At 42.4% G+C, this 19,108-nt stretch carries 14 protein-coding genes; 3 read left to right on the forward strand and 11 right to left on the reverse strand.

Features of this window, described 5'->3' with window-relative positions; genetic code table 11:
- Nucleotides 1-676: 676 nt before the first annotated feature.
- The 3 genes from ftsH to AC3WS5_RS11995 form a co-directional block, all read right to left on the reverse strand.
- On the reverse strand, nt 677-2,659 hold the full coding sequence (gene ftsH / locus AC3WS5_RS11985) for an ATP-dependent zinc metalloprotease FtsH (RefSeq protein WP_492467618.1): 1,983 nt from the start codon (nt 2,657-2,659) through the stop codon (nt 677-679).
- 502 nt (nt 2,660-3,161) lie between these two features.
- Complete coding sequence (locus AC3WS5_RS11990; RefSeq protein WP_492467619.1) at nt 3,162-3,686, reverse strand: VanZ family protein; 525 nt, start codon at nt 3,684-3,686, stop codon at nt 3,162-3,164.
- Between the two features lie 40 nt (nt 3,687-3,726).
- On the reverse strand, nt 3,727-4,428 hold the full coding sequence (locus AC3WS5_RS11995) for a Dph6-related ATP pyrophosphatase (RefSeq protein ID WP_492467620.1): 702 nt from the start codon (nt 4,426-4,428) through the stop codon (nt 3,727-3,729).
- 490 nt (nt 4,429-4,918) lie between these two features.
- Here AC3WS5_RS11995 and AC3WS5_RS12000 point away from each other — a divergent pair, with 490 nt between their 5' ends.
- Nucleotides 4,919-6,070, forward strand: coding sequence for an ATP-binding protein (locus AC3WS5_RS12000; protein ID WP_492467621.1), 1,152 nt, complete (start codon nt 4,919-4,921; stop codon nt 6,068-6,070).
- Between the two features lie 351 nt (nt 6,071-6,421).
- Here AC3WS5_RS12000 and AC3WS5_RS12005 read toward each other — a convergent pair whose 3' ends face one another.
- Together AC3WS5_RS12005 and AC3WS5_RS12010 are read right to left on the reverse strand one after the other, a co-directional pair.
- Nucleotides 6,422-7,444 carry an LLM class flavin-dependent oxidoreductase gene (locus AC3WS5_RS12005; protein WP_492467622.1) on the reverse strand — a complete coding sequence of 341 codons (1,023 nt, stop codon included), beginning with the start codon at nt 7,442-7,444 and terminating at the stop codon, nt 6,422-6,424.
- 760 nt (nt 7,445-8,204) lie between these two features.
- Nucleotides 8,205-9,176 carry an alpha/beta hydrolase gene (locus tag AC3WS5_RS12010; protein ID WP_492467623.1) on the reverse strand — a complete coding sequence of 324 codons (972 nt, stop codon included), beginning with the start codon at nt 9,174-9,176 and terminating at the stop codon, nt 8,205-8,207.
- Between the two features lie 247 nt (nt 9,177-9,423).
- Here AC3WS5_RS12010 and AC3WS5_RS12015 point away from each other — a divergent pair, with 247 nt between their 5' ends.
- Nucleotides 9,424-10,932, forward strand: coding sequence for a sulfatase (locus AC3WS5_RS12015; RefSeq protein ID WP_492467624.1), 1,509 nt, complete (start codon nt 9,424-9,426; stop codon nt 10,930-10,932).
- An 83-nt stretch (nt 10,933-11,015) separates the two neighbouring features.
- Here AC3WS5_RS12015 and AC3WS5_RS12020 read toward each other — a convergent pair whose 3' ends face one another.
- Nucleotides 11,016-13,232, reverse strand: coding sequence for an HAD family hydrolase (locus tag AC3WS5_RS12020; RefSeq protein WP_492467625.1), 2,217 nt, complete (start codon nt 13,230-13,232; stop codon nt 11,016-11,018).
- On the opposite strand from AC3WS5_RS12020, the gene AC3WS5_RS12025 reads away from it, so the two are divergent.
- Nucleotides 13,224-14,699, forward strand: a complete 1,476-nt coding sequence (locus AC3WS5_RS12025) for a glycoside hydrolase family protein (protein WP_492467626.1) — start codon at nt 13,224-13,226, stop codon at nt 14,697-14,699. The genes AC3WS5_RS12020 and AC3WS5_RS12025 overlap by 9 nt on opposite strands.
- A gap of 145 nt (nt 14,700-14,844) precedes the next feature.
- Here the strand turns inward: AC3WS5_RS12025 and AC3WS5_RS12030 are convergent, their stop codons facing one another.
- The 5 genes from AC3WS5_RS12030 to AC3WS5_RS12050 form a co-directional block, all read right to left on the reverse strand.
- A complete protein-coding gene (locus AC3WS5_RS12030) occupies nt 14,845-16,014 on the reverse strand; it encodes a glycosyltransferase (protein ID WP_492467627.1) in 1,170 nt (389 codons plus the stop codon).
- An 8-nt stretch (nt 16,015-16,022) separates the two neighbouring features.
- Nucleotides 16,023-16,784: a triose-phosphate isomerase gene (gene tpiA / locus AC3WS5_RS12035; RefSeq protein WP_492467628.1), complete on the reverse strand. Its 762-nt coding sequence runs from the start codon at nt 16,782-16,784 to the stop codon at nt 16,023-16,025.
- Nucleotides 16,785-16,792: 8 nt separating this feature from the next.
- Entirely contained in the window at nt 16,793-17,977 is a 1,185-nt protein-coding gene (locus AC3WS5_RS12040) for a putative sugar nucleotidyl transferase (RefSeq protein ID WP_492467629.1), read from the reverse strand.
- Between the two features lie 82 nt (nt 17,978-18,059).
- Complete coding sequence (locus AC3WS5_RS12045) at nt 18,060-18,308, reverse strand: type B 50S ribosomal protein L31 (protein ID WP_492467630.1); 249 nt, start codon at nt 18,306-18,308, stop codon at nt 18,060-18,062.
- A 212-nt stretch (nt 18,309-18,520) separates the two neighbouring features.
- Nucleotides 18,521-19,012, reverse strand: coding sequence for a YajQ family cyclic di-GMP-binding protein (locus AC3WS5_RS12050; protein ID WP_492467631.1), 492 nt, complete (start codon nt 19,010-19,012; stop codon nt 18,521-18,523).
- Between the last annotated feature and the right edge of the window lie 96 nt (nt 19,013-19,108).

The following is a 19,108-nucleotide window of genomic DNA, read 5'->3' on the forward strand; positions in this document are numbered from 1 at the left end:
GAACGGTTCACCATTCCTGTTCGAAAGAAAGGTTATGCTACGGGAGACCCGCGCGTGGGGCTGTTTAAGATTAAGGTTGCCGAACGGCATCGGGGGTCAGGGGGCAATATGAAAGGCCGCTCCTGAATACTGGAAGCGTTGGGTAACTCAAAAAGTACGGTTAGAATAGCAACGGTTGCAAGTGTTGGAACAATTTTTTCCACCTGCGGCGGTTGGTACTGTCCAATTTCGAGTAAATGCTGTTCGCATTCCATCGGTGGAAAAAGATGCCGCCCTGGCTGTCGTTCCCCAATGCGGCGTAATTCACAGGGACTTGGTCCATTGTGTTGATGGTGCTTTTCTCCAAAAGGATGTGCCGTACATACCAATTGCCAGGGAAATATGATAATTCCCCAAATTAATAGGACCGATATGGCTTTGAACTGACGCACCAATGAATAAAGATAGAAATTTAATTAATTAGGGGCTCAGCAAGTTTTTTTATATTCATTATCAATATTGTCCGACTAAATTAAAGAAAAGGAGGCAATTTTATAGATCTGTCCCAAATTGTCAAGTTTGAGTTACCAAGCTTAACAAAAGCCCTGAAGAAAATAAAATCTTACCAAGACTCAGGTCATTCATTCAGATTTATACATTCCATGTTACAGGGAAGTTCACTTACACGTAATCCGTTTTAACCAAGGGGCAATTTATCTGTTTTCAATGGTGGAGCCGCTGCCAGACCGGTTACTTCCAAGATTTCCTGTTCATTAAGCGTCTCTCGATCTAAAAGTGCATTTGCTAAAGCGTCCAGCTCAGTACGATGTTCTTTCAACAACCTGAGTGCCTCTTCATGACAATTGTTAATGATGTTCAGTATTTCTGAATCTATTAACCTGGCGGTTTCATCACTAAATGATTTTCGGCTGGATGCCCCGCCCAAATAAGGGTTTTGACTTTCTGTAAATTGAACTAAACCCAATTTATCGCTCATACCCCACCGCGTTACCATTTGCTGCGCCAATTGCGTAGCCTGCTGGATATCATTTTCGGCCCCTGTCGTTTTGGTGCCGTAAACAATCTCTTCTGCCGATCTCCCACCTAGCATTCCGACAATTCGCGCCCGCAAATAATCCTCAGGGTAGTTGTACCGATCACTCTCCGGCCTTTGGTAAGTCACACCCAAAGCCTGACCACGAGGAACAATGGTCACTCTGTTTACAGGATCAGCACCCGCAACTACCAAACCCAGAATAGCGTGTCCTCCTTCGTGATAGGCAATCCTTTCCCGATCTTCATAACTCAGCACGAGCGGACGCGCAGGGCCCAGGACAATTTTTTCGAGGGCATCCATAAAATCTTTCTGGTGCACTTCCTCATTATTTCTGCGGGCTGCCAGCAACGCAGCTTCATTAACGATATTTCGTATATCAGCTCCTGAAACGCCCGGAGTAACCGATGCTATTTCCTCCAAATTAACATCGGCAGCCAGCGGTACCTTCCGGGTGTGAACTTCGAAAATTGCTTTACGTCCTTTTTTGTCCGGCAGATTAACAACTACACGACGGTCAAACCGTCCCGCCCGCAACAGGGCTTTGTCAAGCACGTCAGGCTGATTAGTGGCAGCAAGCACGATCACACCTTCTTCGCCTGAAAAACCGTCCATTTCCGTAAGGATTTGGTTGAGTGTTTGCTCCTGTTCACTGGAACCCCCGATGACAGTCTGCCCGCGTGCCCGGCCTATCGAATCGATTTCATCAATAAAAATAATAGACGGGGCATGCTCGCGCGCCTGTTTAAAAAGATCACGTACTCTTGCTGCTCCCACTCCCACTATCATTTCTACGAATTCGGAACCGCTCATCGAGAAAAAAGGTACATTGGATTCTCCGGCCACAGCCCGGGCCAACAATGTTTTACCCGTACCCGGTGCACCAACCAACAATACCCCTTTCGGCGCTGCGCCGCCCAGCCTGGTGTATTTTTTAGGGTTCTTAAGGAAATCAACAATTTCCGCTAATTCGTTTTCCGCTTCATCTATTCCGGCCACATCGTCAAAAGTTACTTTCTTACTTTGATCTTTATCGAAGCGTTTAGCTGTGCTGCGCCCTATATTCATCATGGAATGGCCCATTCCACCGCCCATTTTCTGTGCTCTTCTGAAAAACCAAATGTAAAGCCCAATAATTAATATTGCAGGGCCAAAACTCATCAGGAAAGAGATAAATGGGCTGACTTCCTTTTCTATGGGCTCCGCTAAAATTTCTACTCTGTGTTGAATCAACAAACTTTCCAGACCCGGATCTACAAAAGAGGGCAATATCGTTGAGAAATTCTGAACCTTAACAGGATGAACCTGATTTTTCACCCCCGAAACATTTGGTGGTGTGTAGACTACCGTGTCCTGAAATTTCCCGGTGATTGTTTCGCCCCGGGAGTAAACTGCCTTAACATTTCCGACTTCAACCTGTGATTTGAACAAGGTATAAGGAATGGCAACAGGTTTATGCTGATTAGGTGAGAATATACTTACTATAGCATAATTTAAAATCAAAATAAACACGAACCACAACCACGTGCTTCCCGGTGGTAATTTCGCTCGTTCGCCTTTATCGGGAGTTGTGTTTTGTTCCTGACGCTTTGGGTTGCTCTCCGGCTGAAAATTTGATTTATCCATATTTAACTAAGCTTTAGACAGTAAAAATTAAACTGCACGAAGTAATTTACAATTTCAAATTTGCTTTAACTATACGTAATTTAGTTGTGGGAAAAACCGAAATTGCCGCTTTTGAGCCAAGAACGCCGGACCTGTCAAAAACTTCAGTATCCAGACAAGACCATAAACAACTCCGGACCGATCCAAATATTCTCACTTGGCTACGATTTAGTGCTTTGAATTATTGCCATTGAGTGAACTACGAGCAAAAACAACACCCTCTATTCTAATGCCGACAAAGCACAGGCCTGATTTGAACGAAAATCCACATTCAGACCAGTCGCCGCTGACTTTTTTTTAGTGGAACTAAGTTACTAAAAATGTGGAAATGAAAAATATTGGATGTAAATGAAATTAATAGATATACCTACCCTAAAACGTAAAATTTGTCATTTGGGTGCACACAACTTAATGTAATGAAATCCCTTGGGAACACAACTTCCTGAAGATGCAATAAAGATATTCAAAATCTCATTCTCACAATGAATAAATAATATAATATAAGGGGCAAACCGATAGCAGACAATATTACAGTTGCAGTAAGTACATTTTTCTCACCGCGTAAACTAACCAGTAAAAATTTATACCCTAATATACCAATCAATCCGCCCAAACAATTTAGAATAATATCGTCAATATCCGCCGTTCCAATACTCGAAAGTCCCTGAATGATTTCAACAAACAGACTCACCGCGAATACAAACAACAAGTTGGTCCATACTCTTATATCATTTTTGAATAATGGCAAATAAAAACCAAGCGGAATAAAAATAACAATATTTCCGACCACATTACCAAAAGCAAATGTTCTTAAATTCGTGGTGCGGCCAGATATATACGCCATCATACTATGAAAAGGAATGAGATTGATTGATCTGTGCTCCAAATGTGAAACCCTTGATAAGAATAATATTTTAATTAACAAGAGTGTATAACAGATGAAAACAATATATATAAATCCCCTTTTAAATCGTTCAGAATTATTCATAATACTTGGTTTAATGTTGCCCGAAAATCGCACCTCGTCATTATATCAAAATTTCTGCTTGCCAATAATCATAACTTTTCATTTCGCCCGTGTCCATTTTAAAGTCATAAGTTATTTTGTTAATCCCGGCAATTTCGAAGTCGATTTTTGTTTTAAACAGCTCTCCGTCATAGGAAAAAGTATGGTACTCACCGTTTTCACCACATAAGTCAATGCCGACTGGCAGCGATCGGGAAAAATCATCATCTAGTTCTCTTCCAATGAACGTTTGGTCAAGTTTGTCTGCCTGGGTTATAATAATTTTTGTCTTAATGCCCGATCTCAAAAAGTCGCTAAAAATCTCTTGAGAGGTTCTGCCCCAAAGCGGCTCAACGACTTCAATGCCCAATGGTTTCAGCTTACTTTCACGATAGGATTTCACGTCAGCCAAAAATATATCACCAAAAATAAAGTGCGTCACACCCAGTTTTCTAAAATGTTCCACTGCCTCAGTCATTCCTTCCTCGTAGGTCTTATTGTCTCTGGAAAGTAAAACAGTATAAAGTGGAATTCCAATGCTTCTAGCTTGCATCAATAATAATTTCAGAGGAATGGCATGAATTGAAGAGGTTCGTGTTTCTTCGTTTATCGTCGTCAGTAGCGAAACAACTTCAAATTCATTTTCCTGAAGTGTTTTTTGAAGAGCCAGGGCTGAGTCCTTTCCGCCACTCCAATTAAATACTGCTTTTTTTCTTTCGGTCATATTATCTTTTTCAGGATTTTTATGAACTGATCCACTCGCTGCCCGACACATAATCTTGTGCAAATGTGATTGCCGAAATAAGCATGAAGATTAATGCCGAAAGTATTTTTTTCAAAATGGTCTTTTTTGGTAGCACTCAAGTCCAAGAAGGCAAGGCCGAATTAATTCTATCTGGATCACGCTTCATATCGATTATTATGATAATACACTATAAATCAATTAGTTATACTTTATGCTGCTTCACTATAACCTCCTATTTTCCCAACTATGCCCAGAATTGTTCCTAAATGTTGGAATATTCTCCAAACCTTTTACCCGATGTTTTCTCAAAGTCGATGCTTTGCAGCTTATGGCCTTGTCGATATTGACTACACAAGCCAAGCGAGACGTGAAAAATACGCCAAAATTGGAACTTTAAAAAGAAAATCGTGTTTTTGCAATGTTTTACCATGAAAATCGTATATTTGGGTCTCGTTTTACATGGTAAATTATGGAAGTCAGGCGACAAATTTCAAAAGAGTTCGAGGAATACCTTAAAATTTTTCCCGCAACTGGTATCCTTGGGCCAAGACAAGTTGGTAAGACAACGCTTGCTAGGCAAATATCTACCAAAAAAGACTATTTATACCTTGACTTGGAAAATCCATCCGATCGAAATAAGCTCGCTGATCCAGTGTTTTTTCTATCCCAGTTTACTGACAGATGTATCGTCCTTGATGAAATTCAATTTATGCCAGAAATGTTTGCAGCATTAAGAGGCATTATTGACGCGGATCGAAGACCGGGCAGGTTTATTATTTTGGGTTCAGCTTCGCCCGATATCATTCGTAATAGCTCAGATACCCTTGCCGGGCGTATTGGTTATCTTCAACTGACGCCTTTTACACTAATGGAGGTAGATGATTTACAACAGTTGTGGTTGAGAGGAGGATTTCCTTTGTCTTATCTTGCATATTCAGAACGGGCGGGTATTCTCTGGCGTCGTAATTTTATTACTACATACATTCAGCGCGATCTGGGGCTACTCGGCCTGCAGACGGATGTCCAGATCATGGATCGTTTCTGGAGAATGCTGGCTACTGCGCAAGGAAACCTGCTAAATACTGAAAGCTTCGCGCGTTCTCTGGATATTAGTCGTCCAACGGTGTTGCGATTTCTGAATTTCCTGGAAGGCGCATTTATGATCAGGACGCTTCGACCCTGGTCTGTAAATACCCATAAAAGGTTGGTAAAATCACCCAAAGTCTATATAAGAGACAGCGGTTTGTTACATAGTTTGCTTTCTATTGAAACATATGACTCTCTTATTAATCACATACAGATGGGGGCTTCATGGGAAGGTTTTGTGATCGAACAAATTATTAATAACCTGCACGACGACCTGCAACCATGGTTTTATCGTACACAACAGGGAGCCGAATGTGATTTACTCCTTGAAAAAAATGGTAAAATCATCGCTGCAATAGAAATAAAACACGGTTCAAGCCCTTCAATCAGTAAAGGGTTCCATATTTCCAGGAAAGACACAAAAGCCGTTAATGGCTATATTATTGGAAATAGCGAGGAGACTTACCAAATTGAAGAAAACGTTACCATCACCAACCTTCAACATTTTTTACGTCAGATCCTGCCCTCTTTTTAATTGAAATTCACAGCATGATTTACATTCACTATGTAAATTTAGAAGCCATAAACTTTAACCGGACCCCATGCTTAAAAACTATTTGGTCATTGACCATAAACAAACAGAGACTACGCTAAATGCAAGATTGAAGAAAATCCTAGCGTTCCACCGTGTTGCTTTTTAACCTACTTTGAGTAAGATGCTTTTCATTCGTTCTATAAGATTTTTATCTTTTGGATGAAGAAATCAAGAATATAATGCCCCCAATACGCAAGCGACGCCTGTGTACCGCGAATCAATCATTTTAATTTTATATGTTAGTCCAAAACGAATCCCCCGCCCTGCTAAGCCTCCCGCCCCACCGGACGTTTAACGCCAACCCAATTCAGGCGCCACAAACTTCAGAATGGACGATAGCACATGTACATTGTAATCAACACCCAGCGTATTGGGAATGGTTAATAGAATTGTATCCGCTTCCCGGATAGCCTCATCTTTTGCCAACTCCTTTATGAGTTGCTCCGGCTCCGCGGCATAACTTCTGCCAAAAATGGCTCGAGTATTTTGGTCTATATACCCGATCTGGTCACTTCTTTTTGACTCATGCCCAAAATAGTAGTGATCCGTATCGTTTACCAACGCAAAAACAGAGCGGCTCACTGACACCCGCGGCTCCCGTTGATGACCTGCTTTCTTCCAGGCTTCTCTGTATGCCCTGATTTGCTCCGCCTGTTGCACATGGAATGGTTTTCCGCTTTCGTCTTCCTTTAGTGTAGAACTTTGAAGATTCATACCGCGTTCCGCAGCCCAAATGGCTGTGGCATTAGAACCAGCTCCCCACCAGATACGTTCACGCAATCCTTCGGAATAAGGCTCCAGTCGCAATAAACCCGGCGGATTTGGAAACATCGGATTGGGGTTAGGCTGTGCAAAGCCAACACCTTTTAGTTTTTCCAAAAACATTAACGCTTTGCGACGACCCATGGCTACATCATCCTCACCCTCAGAAGGTTCATAACCGAAATAACGCCAGCCATCAAGGACCTGTTCCGGCGAGCCCCGGCTGATACCTAATTGCAACCGCCCGCCGGAAATTAAATCAGCAGCACCGGCATCCTCTACCATATACAGTGGGTTTTCATAACGCATATCAATCACGCCGGTTCCAATTTCTATTTTACTGGTCTTAGCGCCAATCGCAGCAAGTAGTGGAAACGGCGATGCCAACTGAGCTGCGAAATGGTGTACCCGGAAATATGCACCATCTATGCCGATTTCTTCAGCAGCAACAGACAAATCAATAGACTGGAGTAAAGTATCACTTGCCGATCTGACTTTGTATGACGGATGATTAGCCCAGTGTCCAAAAGATAAAAAACCTATCTTTTTCATGTGCCTTGCTTTAAGTTTAGTTCTAAGTATTCAGTGTCTGCATTTACTTTACCACAAAAAATCCTGCGTTTTGATTTTTGTGTTAAGTAAAAGTATCTGATGTTTTTTATTATTCTCTTTTTAGTTCAAAAAAACGTCATTTTATCAGGCTTTTGTTGACTAAAAATAACCAAACCATTTTTAAGGTTGCGTCGAACGAGCGATCAGTTCTTTGAAAGTATTGCCAATATTAAGTTACAGAACATTTTACTTTTCAGGACGACCGTTTTTTTAGTATAAGGCCTAACGTTTGGGGTATCACTGTCAGGCGGAGATTTTTAGCACTACCGCTCATTAGAAATACCGCATTTCAAATTTAGCAAAAAGGTTCATAGTATCACTTTGGTCTCGCTTAAATTCAGGAGTTTTCCTTTTTTGAAATTGGGTGATTGCTTTATTCTTTCGAGTCTTGCTCCCTTCGGACTTTTCCCAAATTTATCTTGTTTCGTATATAATATGACGATTATACCCAATACTCCTATTATAGTTATTAGAACTACCATTATTTTCTTCATTTTTTGAAAATATTCATGCGTTGTTATTCACCTTGTTAACCACGCGAAACTAAAAAAGTTTATTGGTTAACCATCCGCAGTGTAAGGATTGGGTGAAACTCTTACAACAACTTTAAATGCGAGGCCGACACATCGAAGTTAGTAAAAGCTTTCCCACTAAGAACCACAGACCCGCCCGGCGCCAAACCTTAACTCTACCTCGATTATCATCTGTTACTATTCAAAAAACCAATGACTTCATTAAACACTTCAGACACCTCGGGCTTTGATAATCCGCCTTCAAAAAGATCGAATACGTGTCCATGATTTTTAACTATAATAAACTTGTGTTTAATATTCTTTAATTCCAACTCCTTGTCCATAAGAGCTGATTGTTCAAAAGGAACGTCTGTGTCATTATCACCATGAATCAGTAATACAGGAGGATAATTTGCCTTAATATTTTTAATCGGGCAATATTTATCAAACCATTCACGTTCCGTTACGGGATCATGACCACTGACAAGTGAGGACCACACTCCCTTTTGCCGGCTAAATAAATATACATTATATCGCTGCTCAAATGATGCAGACGTGATTGCTGAATCGCGTATTAATTTTCCTACCTGATCCTCACGAACTAAAGTTTTTGTCAGATAAAACGAATCTGGCTTAGTACACCATGGCGATTGGATTTCACCGTACCCATAAAATGAAACGATTGCTTTAGGTGGATTTTCAAGAAAATATCCTGACATCAGGGCCAAATAAGCTCCTCCTGAATGACCAATCACAAAAATCCTGGTTGAATCAATTCCCAGGGAAACGAAGGCATTCAAACGAACCCATTTGATGGCGTCGGTTATATCATTTACAACGTCTGGTAATTTAGTCTCAGGCGCTAACCTGTAGTCAATTGACACGAGAGAAAATCCTGCTTTTAAGTACAATCTTAGTTGCTCATCGGGCAAATCAGTCCGGCTCCCAAAAATCAAACCTCCCCCATGTATCCAAACAATGCCGGGTTTTAATTTACTACCATCGGCTGTTTGAAACAAATCTGCTTTAATCGAACATTTGTTTGCTGTCTTGTAAATGAACGTCTTTTTTGTGAGTTGTATTTCAGTATTCGTTATAGACTGCGAATGAATATTCAGACTCCAAAAAATCAAGCATGTAATAAGTGATACGTTCTTCATTGTTATTGTTTTTAGTACTGAAGGTGCAGATAAATGGCGTAAAATGTCCACTTATTGTCGACAGGTACTTTGGAATAAACTGCGGCAGTTCAATCGGAGATAACTACTTTTACTGAACGGAACGCGGGGGTTACAACGAGTCGAATCAGATTTGTAACCGAAGAATCGTTTGGAAAGCCGTGAACTGTCAATTTTTAAATATATAGCATTTGAGCAATCATTCAAAAACAAAGTAAGACTTTAATACATGAGATCTATCGTCTGCCTGTTATTGACGCTTGTCTTAATAACATCTTTACATGCGCAACTGCGCCCCAACATCATTTTATTTATGGTGGACGACATGGGCTGGCAGGATACGTCAGTGCCCTTCTGGAAGGAAAAAACGGCGTTAAATAAACAGTTCCACACCCCATCCATGCAGCGCCTGGCGAATGAAGGCATGAAATTTACCAATGCCTACGCCACGCCGGTTTGCACCCCCACCAGGGTCAGCCTGCTGACGGGTATGAACGCCGCTCATCACGGTGTCACCAACTGGACTTCACCTCAGCCAAACAATCCGACAGATGCCCCCGATGATCAGTTTGCACCGGCCAACTGGAATTATAACGGTTACAGCCCGTTTACTGGAATCCCGCATACGGTTCATGCCACTTCGTACGTACAACTCCTAAAGGACGCAGGGTACTTCACAATCCATGTGGGTAAGGCACACTGGGGTAGCAATGGGATGCCGGGCAGCAATCCTCACAACCTGGGTTTTATGGTCAACATCGCGGGCAGCGCTACCGGGCATCCGCAAAGCTATTTAGGCGAGGATAATTATGGTAATATCCCCGGCAAAGCGGGCTGGCATGCAGTTCCTGATTTACAGGAGTACTATGGAAAAGATACGTTTCTTACCGAGGCCCTTACCCTGGAAGCGTTAAAATCTATCGAGGCACCCATCGCCAATAAACAACCCTTCTTTTTACACCTCGCACATTATGCTGTTCATGTACCTATCATGGCTGACAAACGATTTTTACAAAAATATTTGGATGCTGGTCTGGACAAAACCGAAGCAGCTTACGCAACACTGATCGAAGGCATGGATAAAAGCCTGGGAGACGTAATGGACTATTTAAAACGAAAAGAGGTTGACAAAAACACGATCATTATTTTCATGAGCGATAACGGCGGTTTAAGCACACCGGGAAGCAGAGGTGGGAAGGGAGCTTATACTCATAATCTCCCATTAAAAGCAGGCAAAGGTTCAGTTTATGAAGGCGGCATTCGTGAACCTATGATTATTAAATGGCCGGGCATAACCCAGCCAGGGTCCGTTGCTGGTCAATACATCATCGTAGAAGATTTCTTTCCCACCATCCTGGAAATGGCAAAAGTGAAGAGTTATCGAACGATCCAAAAAATTGACGGAACGTCATTTGTTCCTATCCTTAAAAATTCACCACACAGAGATAATAATCGTGTATTGCTCTGGCACTTTCCGAATAAGTGGATCCCCAATGACGGACCAGGTATCAATTATTTCAGCGTCATCCGCAAAGGAGACTGGAAAATGGTGTACAGCCTGCGGGTGGGCAAAAAAGAACTGTATAACCTGGCCAAAGATATTGGTGAATCGAACGATGTCTCGCAACAATACCCCAAAAAAGTGAAAGAATTATCAGATGAATTACTTAGCCGGCTAGAGAATTGGCACTCCCCTATGCCGGTAGATAAAAAGTCAGATAGGCCATTAGAATACTAATCAGGATCCATTGACTTAAATCATCAGGTGTACATGGCACTATATTTTGCATCTGATCAAATCCGGCGCTTAAATTCAGCAGTCTAACTACGGACATAATATTTTATCCCCTCGAGTACACCTCTGGCTGTAGGTTGTTTTGAGAAATACACAGATCTGCTCTGCCGCAAAGGTTCCAGTTCCGGACTGTAATTGGCTACAACGATACCCTTGGTCTTACCTTTCAGCATGCCCATATCATTCCCCGCATTGCCTGCAGTGATGAACTGCTCGATTGGTAGTTTCCACTTGGCACTTAAATACCTGACTGCCCTGCCCTTCCCTGCTCTGACGGGTAAAATATCAAGATATTTGTTTTCTGTAAGTAATATCCTTGCCCGCAGCCTTTTCTCATCCAGATAGCGATACAATTCTGCAAGGTCATCCGCAGAAAAATTTTCCCCCACATAATAACTCAGCTTAAAATTCCATTGCGCATCTTCTTCTTGCTGGCGTATTTTGGGAAAATGTTTCATAGCCTTTTGAATTTCATGACGCTTCCATTGGTAATTAATATGGCGCTCCCAGCCGGGGTCGGGAATGAAGTTTTTTGTATAATAAATTTCGGTCCCGGCTGAACAAATCAAAATATCTGGCTCCGGCAAATCATATTCATTGAGCGCCTGGGCTGTCATAAGATGATTACGACCACTTGCGAGTCCAAATATCACGTGAGCCTTATTATCCCCCACCCAGTTCTTCACTTCCGTCAATCCTTCGGCGTTTGGTCCATCGACCAGTGTTCCGTCAAGATCAGAAATGATGACGAGGCTGGCTTTGACTAGTTTTTTACCAAATGAAATTTCGTTATCATGCCGGTACTTTGAATACAAATCATCCACAAGGCTTATATACTTATTGGTGTGTGTTGTCCAGGAATAATCCTCCTGGCCGGCCCTGATCCCCTTTTCCGAATAGCTCTGCCACAATGCTTTATCGGAAATGATTTTTTTAAGCGCCGCTGATAAGGCCTTGTTGTCTTCTACATTCACCAGCAGACCATTCCCCGCATTGCCAATAATTTCTTTGGGGCCACCTGTCGGAGAAGCGACAACCGGCAGACCACAAGCGGCGGCTTCCACAATAGTCAGTCCAAAATTTTCACCAAGCGTGGCATTAACAAACACGCCCATTTTTCTGGCGGCCAATCTGTATATTTCTGGAATCTCAAATGCGGGTTCATTTTTCTTAGGCAAAGCCATCTTTCCGTAAAGATCATGCTTATCCATCAGCAATAACAGGTTAGTCAGTATTTCTTTTTCGTCGCCCGGCATCGTGGAAATATCTTTTCTCACGCCTGCAAAAATGGCCAGGTTCGCCATAGCCTGCAATTCCTTATCTTCTCCGTAGCTTTCAATGATGGACTCAAAATTCTTTCGCTTATCCGCCCGGCCTATGGATAAAATCAATGGCTTCTCAGGTGCAAAAAGGAAACGTTCTATTTCTGCGTTGACCCGATACAAGGCTTGCTCCTGTTCCAGACTCATGGTGAACGAAGGCATGTCCAGTCGGTAAAACGGGTAAAAGATATCAGAATTAACTCCGGGTGGTATAACTTCAAAATGCGCCTGATCCTTATTTTCATAAAGACTGTACTGAGAATTGATCTCGTGCCGGGTACTGACAATGACGACTCTTGCGTTTATCAGTGTTTTTTCCTCTTCACTGATACGACGAATCATATTAAATTTTTCGTTTATTTTATCTTCAGACAACCCTTCTTTGAGTAGAATACTTTTTTTATTTCTTCCAAGTGAATGACCTGTTGCAAACAGTGGAACTCCAAAGATCCTGCTTATTTCTCCCGCAACATAATTTCCGTCTGCGTAGTGGCCATGAACCAGGTCGGGAAAATCATCCTGCTTTTCAATAAACTGCAGTGTTCTGTCAACAAACTCATCGAGAAAATCCCATAGTTGTTCTTTCTCGCGGTAAACTTTTCCGCCGCAGGCTACACGCACGATCCTTGCCTTTTTATTTATATCCTCAATTTCCCTGTCATAATCAGGAGATACGCGCTTGTCGTGAATTTTTCTGGTAAATAAATCCACCCGTCTGATTCTCGGATGTTGTGAAAGGGACGTTAAAAGTTCCAGTACATACTTTACCTGTCCACCGGTATCTTTATCCCTGCCAATTTCAGGGTTATTATACCGGATTAGCCCGTGGGGACTGAATAGTTGTATATAATAATCTTTCATAGACCTACGGATAAATTTTTGAAAATTGACCAATATAAACAATTTTTGCTTATGCCGCAAGATAAAATTTCATTCTACAGCAGTTCAGGCTTTAGCGACTGGGAGATTGGTGATATTACCGTCATCAAACACGATAACAAATATCACCTGTTTCATCTCATCATTCCCAACCACGATTATATAGCGCATGCAATCTCCCATGACGGTATATCCTGGCACAGGGTCAAGAATGCATTGTTTGTCGGTGACCCGGGTGAGTGGGATGATGATATGCTATGGACCATGCATGTTTGCGAGATAAACGGAGTATTTGAAATGTATTATACCGGTTTGCATCGTCAGGACCGGGGTGTGGTCTCGAGGGTGGGTCTGGCAATTTCAAATGATCTCTTTAATTGGGAAAAAGTGTCCACGGGCATATTCCCATTTGAGTCCAAAGGGCCTTATTATGAGGACCTGGAAAATAATCCAAGAAACTGGCTGAGCTTCAGAGACCCCTTCAGGTACGATTATAAAGGTGATGTGTACTTCCTGATATGTGCAAGATCATCATCCGGACTTGTTAGCAGGCGCGGATGTATAGGTCTGGTCCGACAAATCAATGATCATCTGGAATACCTGCCTCCACTGCACTACCCGATGATATATGACGACCTTGAATGCCCATGTGTATTTGAACTGAACGGCCGTCATTACATTCTGGGTTCGATTAGAGAAGATATTAAAGTCCGTTATTGGTTTGCACCGGATTTTCTGGAAGAATACCATTGTTTTCACAACAACGTGCTGCTTCCACAAGGCAACTATGCCGCACGTGTTACCAGAGACGGTGATCATGTTTTGATCTATACCTTTTTTTATACCCACGGAAGTATCGATTCGTTAAGAATATTACCTCCACCAAAAGAATTGGATACAGATATCAACGGCAGGTTAATACTAAAGACATACTACAAATGGAACGAAAAAAGAATAGGCACAACTTCGCATGACGACACCAAAGCCTGGGCGAAAATGTTTAATAATCCAACATCCTCGATTATAGAAATTGATGAAGGCTGGATATTCAGCAGCCGCAGCGGCTACGAATTATTTTGCATCGAGAAGCCTTCTGAAAGTTTCATTTGGGAGGGTGAGCTGACCGTTGAAGGAATGGGAAAACTGGGATTACTAAGTGATCTCGATCCAGAAGGTAACGGTTATTTTTATTCACTGGATCCAGTAAACGGATATATGCAAGTTTCAGCCTGGGGATTTAATCCGAACAATAATAAAAATAACTTTATATATCTGAACCTGCAGGATAATACTTTTGCAGTAAGTACCTCACGGACTTATCAATTTGCACTCTTAAGACATGGCAACTATATGGAACTTTCTATAAACGGTGTTGTTAAACTTACACTTATGGATTTTCTTTATAATGGTCCCATGTTGGGAATCTACTCTTCTTCCTCTGCCATTTCACTGAAGAAATCCATTGTGAGCAAATTACCTGATCCGGTGAGTGAATATTTAGTGGAATAGAAATAACCTTATATCCATTAAATAACGACACGGCCAGGTGTGTCTACATACACATATGTTTCAATTATTAATCCTAAATCGGGGAACTGCAAGAAATATCTGTACTCACTTATCGTTTCAGCGCTTACGAACCACCAGCCATCCGTCAGATGACAATGTCATCTTTCCCCTCCGCGGAAAGTACAGACTTGTACCATGCGTCGGTTTCAAACGCCACTTGCCTGAAGGAATAACGGGAGGTTGCATTTTCCGAAATTTCTTTTTGATTCATTCTCTTAACCGATTCCTGCATTTCGAGTATAGCCGCAGCCAGCCCATCAACGTCCCCCGGACTAACAAACAATCCGTTCGATTCATCCAGCATTTCGGGAACACCGCCGACCCGGGTGGCGATAACCGGCACACCGCAACAAAGTGATTCCGCTATGGCGCAAGGGAGGTTTGCAGAGTTACTAAAGAGAGCAAAACAATCGGCATTTCGCAATTGATCGGCTACTTCATGGTAGGAAATTATTCCGGTAAAATGAATCCCAGGGTACATTTTTTTATACCGCCGGTTTAGATCCTCCGGCATTCCCACAATGGTCAGTTCAAAATCATCCGTATCAAGTGCATTGAAAGCCTTAATAATTCCAGGTACATTTTTTACCGGGGAGCCATCTGAAATATGAAGCAACCGGAATTTCCGTCCAGAATCTTGTACCGGATTATATGTAAAAAATTCTGTATTTACACAATTGGGTATTACAGTAAATGGTTTATTGAGCACCATTTTTCGGATCTGTTCACCCAGATAGAAACTCACAGAATGAAGAGCAGAAGCGTCTTTCAGGGTATCTTTTACAACACTTCGAAACCATGGCTGTCGTTGTCCATAATTGTCTTCAACGATATTATTATATCCTCCCCAATGTTCGGTCACCACAAAGGGAATTTTATACTTCCGTTTAAGTTGCCGGGCTATCATACCCGACCTGAATGGGATATGCACATGAACGAGATCTGGAGGTCCGTTCTTTTCAATATAATTTTCTGCCGCAAACTTGTACAGTGAATACCATCTGAAAAAGGAAACTGTCTTCCCGACCAGTTTCATAGATTTGGGATAATAGATCAGGATTTCGGTCAGGTTAGGCCATTGCTGATAAGTCCTGGTAATCCGGCTAACGCCCGTCGCGTCCGGGTCGGGCGTTAGCTTGATTACTGTAACCTGACTGTACAAAGAAGCCGCCTGAGCGTGGCGCTGAATAAAGGCGCCCTCAAACGGTGCAATTTTGTTGGGGTACCAACTGCAAAGCCAGAGTACTTTCAGCATCTGTAATATTATTTAAGTGCTTTGATAATTTCTACAAAATCTTTTGCTACCAGTGAAGCGCCGCCCACCAAGCCGCCATCCACGTCTGCACAGGCAAAAAGCTCTTCAGCATTATTGGCTTTTACGCTACCCCCATACAAAATTGGAATTTCAGCAGCAACTTCAGTCCCATATTTCTTTGCCAAAACAGAGCGCAGATACGCATGTATCTCCTGAGCCTGTTCTGTCGTTGCCGTTTTACCTGTTCCAATAGCCCAGATGGGTTCGTAAGCAATGATCAGTTTTTTGACTTCATTTTCCGGCAGGTGAAACAGTGATTCTTCCAACTGTTTTTCAACAAATTCATTTTGCGCTCCGGCCTCACGAATTTCAAGCGGTTCACCGCAACAGAAAATGGGTGTGATCCCAGTAGCCAGCAGCAGATCCAGTTTTTCTGCCAGCATTTGGTTCGACTCATTAAAATATTCCCTCCGCTCACTATGACCAATAATGCAGTGTGTGATTCCAATAGAATCCAGCATGCCTACTGATACTTCACCCGTGTACGCTCCAGCCTTTTTGTTATAGCAGTTCTGAGCAGAAACAAAGTAATTATTCTTGCCGGATAGTTTTTCTTTTGCCATCAGCAGGTAAGGGAAAGGCACTCCAAATATCACTTCCTGGTGAGAATTAACTTCCACTCCCGCCTTCAGAATATCAGCAATTAATTGCTCTCCTTCAGCGTAAGTCAGGTTCATTTTCCAGTTTGCAGCCGCGATTTGTTTTCTCATGTTAATTTCTATTTAATTTGATTATAAATTTGCGCCAACGTGTTTCTCTCCTCTTCTGTCAATGTCGCATTTTTTAATTTTTTCCATTGAGCAGCATCCTCAAGGGCCTTTTCCAGCTTATAAATTTGTTTCCCATCCGCACCCCATGAAAAAGAAGGAATTTGCTTGCCAGTAAGTCCGGTCCCGAAAACGTGGGAGCTGACACCGATAATCGTTCCGGAGTTTAAAGCTGTTTGAATAGCGGTCCTCGAAAAATCGCCCATAAATACCCCGCATTTAGTTCCCGCGCTCAGCGTCCGGTTACCCAGTGACACGCGGATTTCAGATACGGTATTCTTCAGATTACTGTTGCTGGTACCTGCCCCCAGGTTGCACCACTCGCCTATTACAGAGTCTCCCAGGTAACCATCGTGTGCCTTATTCGAATGTGCAAACAGGACGGAATTCTTGACTTCCCCACCCACAATACAACCGGGGCCGACTGATGTGGCCCCGTAAATACGGGTTCCCATTTTGATGACGGCGCCATCTCCGATATAGACCGGTCCGCGGATCAGCACACCCTCCATTACAAGAGCATCCTTCCCAATATAGACCGGACCATCTTCTGTATTGATGATACAATGCTGCATCCTTGCTCCCTTCTCCAAAAACAGTTTCTTTCTGCCGCTAACCCCGTTGGAAGGATCGATTCCAGCTGAATGCCTGCCTTTTGTCAGCAACTGAAAGTCATACTCAAGCGTCGTACGGTTAAGCCTGAAAATATCCCAGGGAAATACAACCCTTTGGATATTGTCCGGATCAAAAGGGACGACCTTCTTTTTGACTTCCCTACGAACTTCACCGTCTATCCGCTCAAGAATCTGAACCAGTATTTCTCCGTCAGGTGCCAGGATCACGTGTCCGGGTTTCATCTTTTTGATTTCAGTCAGCAGTTTTTTTGATGGCAGCAGATTTGGCGCTATCGAACAAACATTTACTGTCTTCCGGCTATCCTTAGATTTCAGCGGCACACCTCTTCCTGACGTCACGGCAGAGACGTCTTCATCCACCGAAGGCAAGCCCAGGCTCTTTTCCCACCTCGACCGAAGGGTCAGCATCCCGATCCTTATGTCCTGCACCCGACGCGTGAGTGTAAATGGATAAAGGTTTTCCGGCCGGCAATTACTGGATGAAAATAGAATTGAATGCATAAACCGAGCCGCGAAGTTAATCAATTCTGCGCACCATAAAAAAACCCCGGAAGACCGGGGTTTTGCAAAATAATATTCACAGTTATTTTTTCGCGTATTTCTTTTTGAATTTGTCGATACGTCCTGCGGTGTCTACCAGTACGTTCTTCCCGGTATAAAATGGATGAGAAGTACTTGAAATTTCCAACTTGATCAAAGGGTATTCGTTGCCGTCTTCCCATTTGATGGTCTCTTTGGAACCTGCTGTAGAGCGGCTTAAAAATGTGTCACCGTTACTCATGTCTTTAAAAACGACAAAACGGTAATTTTTAGGATGGATACCTTGTTTCATAAATATATGATTTTTAAGGTTGTACGATATTTGCCGTACGTTTATTAATAAATTTTGAGTCGCAAAGGTAATCAAAAAGTACAAAATGTACTAAAATTAATTACCAGTTAATTGACGCGTGTCCGAAAAACATTCACCCTATTGAAAGAATGATAACGCAATTTTCTCCCTATTTCTGATTTTACTGAAAAAATGTACGCGGCCCTTCCTTTCTAACTCCTCATATTTTCCACTTGCAGCGGAACTTCGATCGTCCAGCTTTTAGATGCACTAATAACTGCCTGCAAATCGTCGATCTTCTTCGCAGTAACCCTCACCAGATCATCATGAATTGCTGCCTGTACTTTCAGCCCGCTGTCCTTGATCAGTTTCACGATTTTTTTCGCATCCTCCTGCTTTAACCCGTTACGAACGCTAATTTCCTTTTTCCAGGACTTCCCGATCTGACTGCCTTCCCGGCTCATATCAAAAGCTTCAGGGGCTATGCCCTGCTTATGAGCCCGACTGATCAGCACATCAACCAACTGTTTCATCTTCATTTCATCGTCAGTCTCCACACTAAGCTGAAAGGTTTTTTTATCCAGTTCGATCACCAGATGGGAACCCTTAAAATCAAACCGGTTTGCAAGTTCCCGGCGAACCACATTCACCGTATTGTCCAATGACTGAACGTCCACTTTACTGACAAAATCAAATGATGGCATATGTTACTTATTAATTTCATCAAATATACTAAAGAAAAACAGACACAGAACCTCAAGCCCCTGGTTGTCAAAATAACTCGGGCGAACCAGGGTCAC

Source organism: Niabella sp. CPT15-335-S11, from assembly GCF_058792415.1.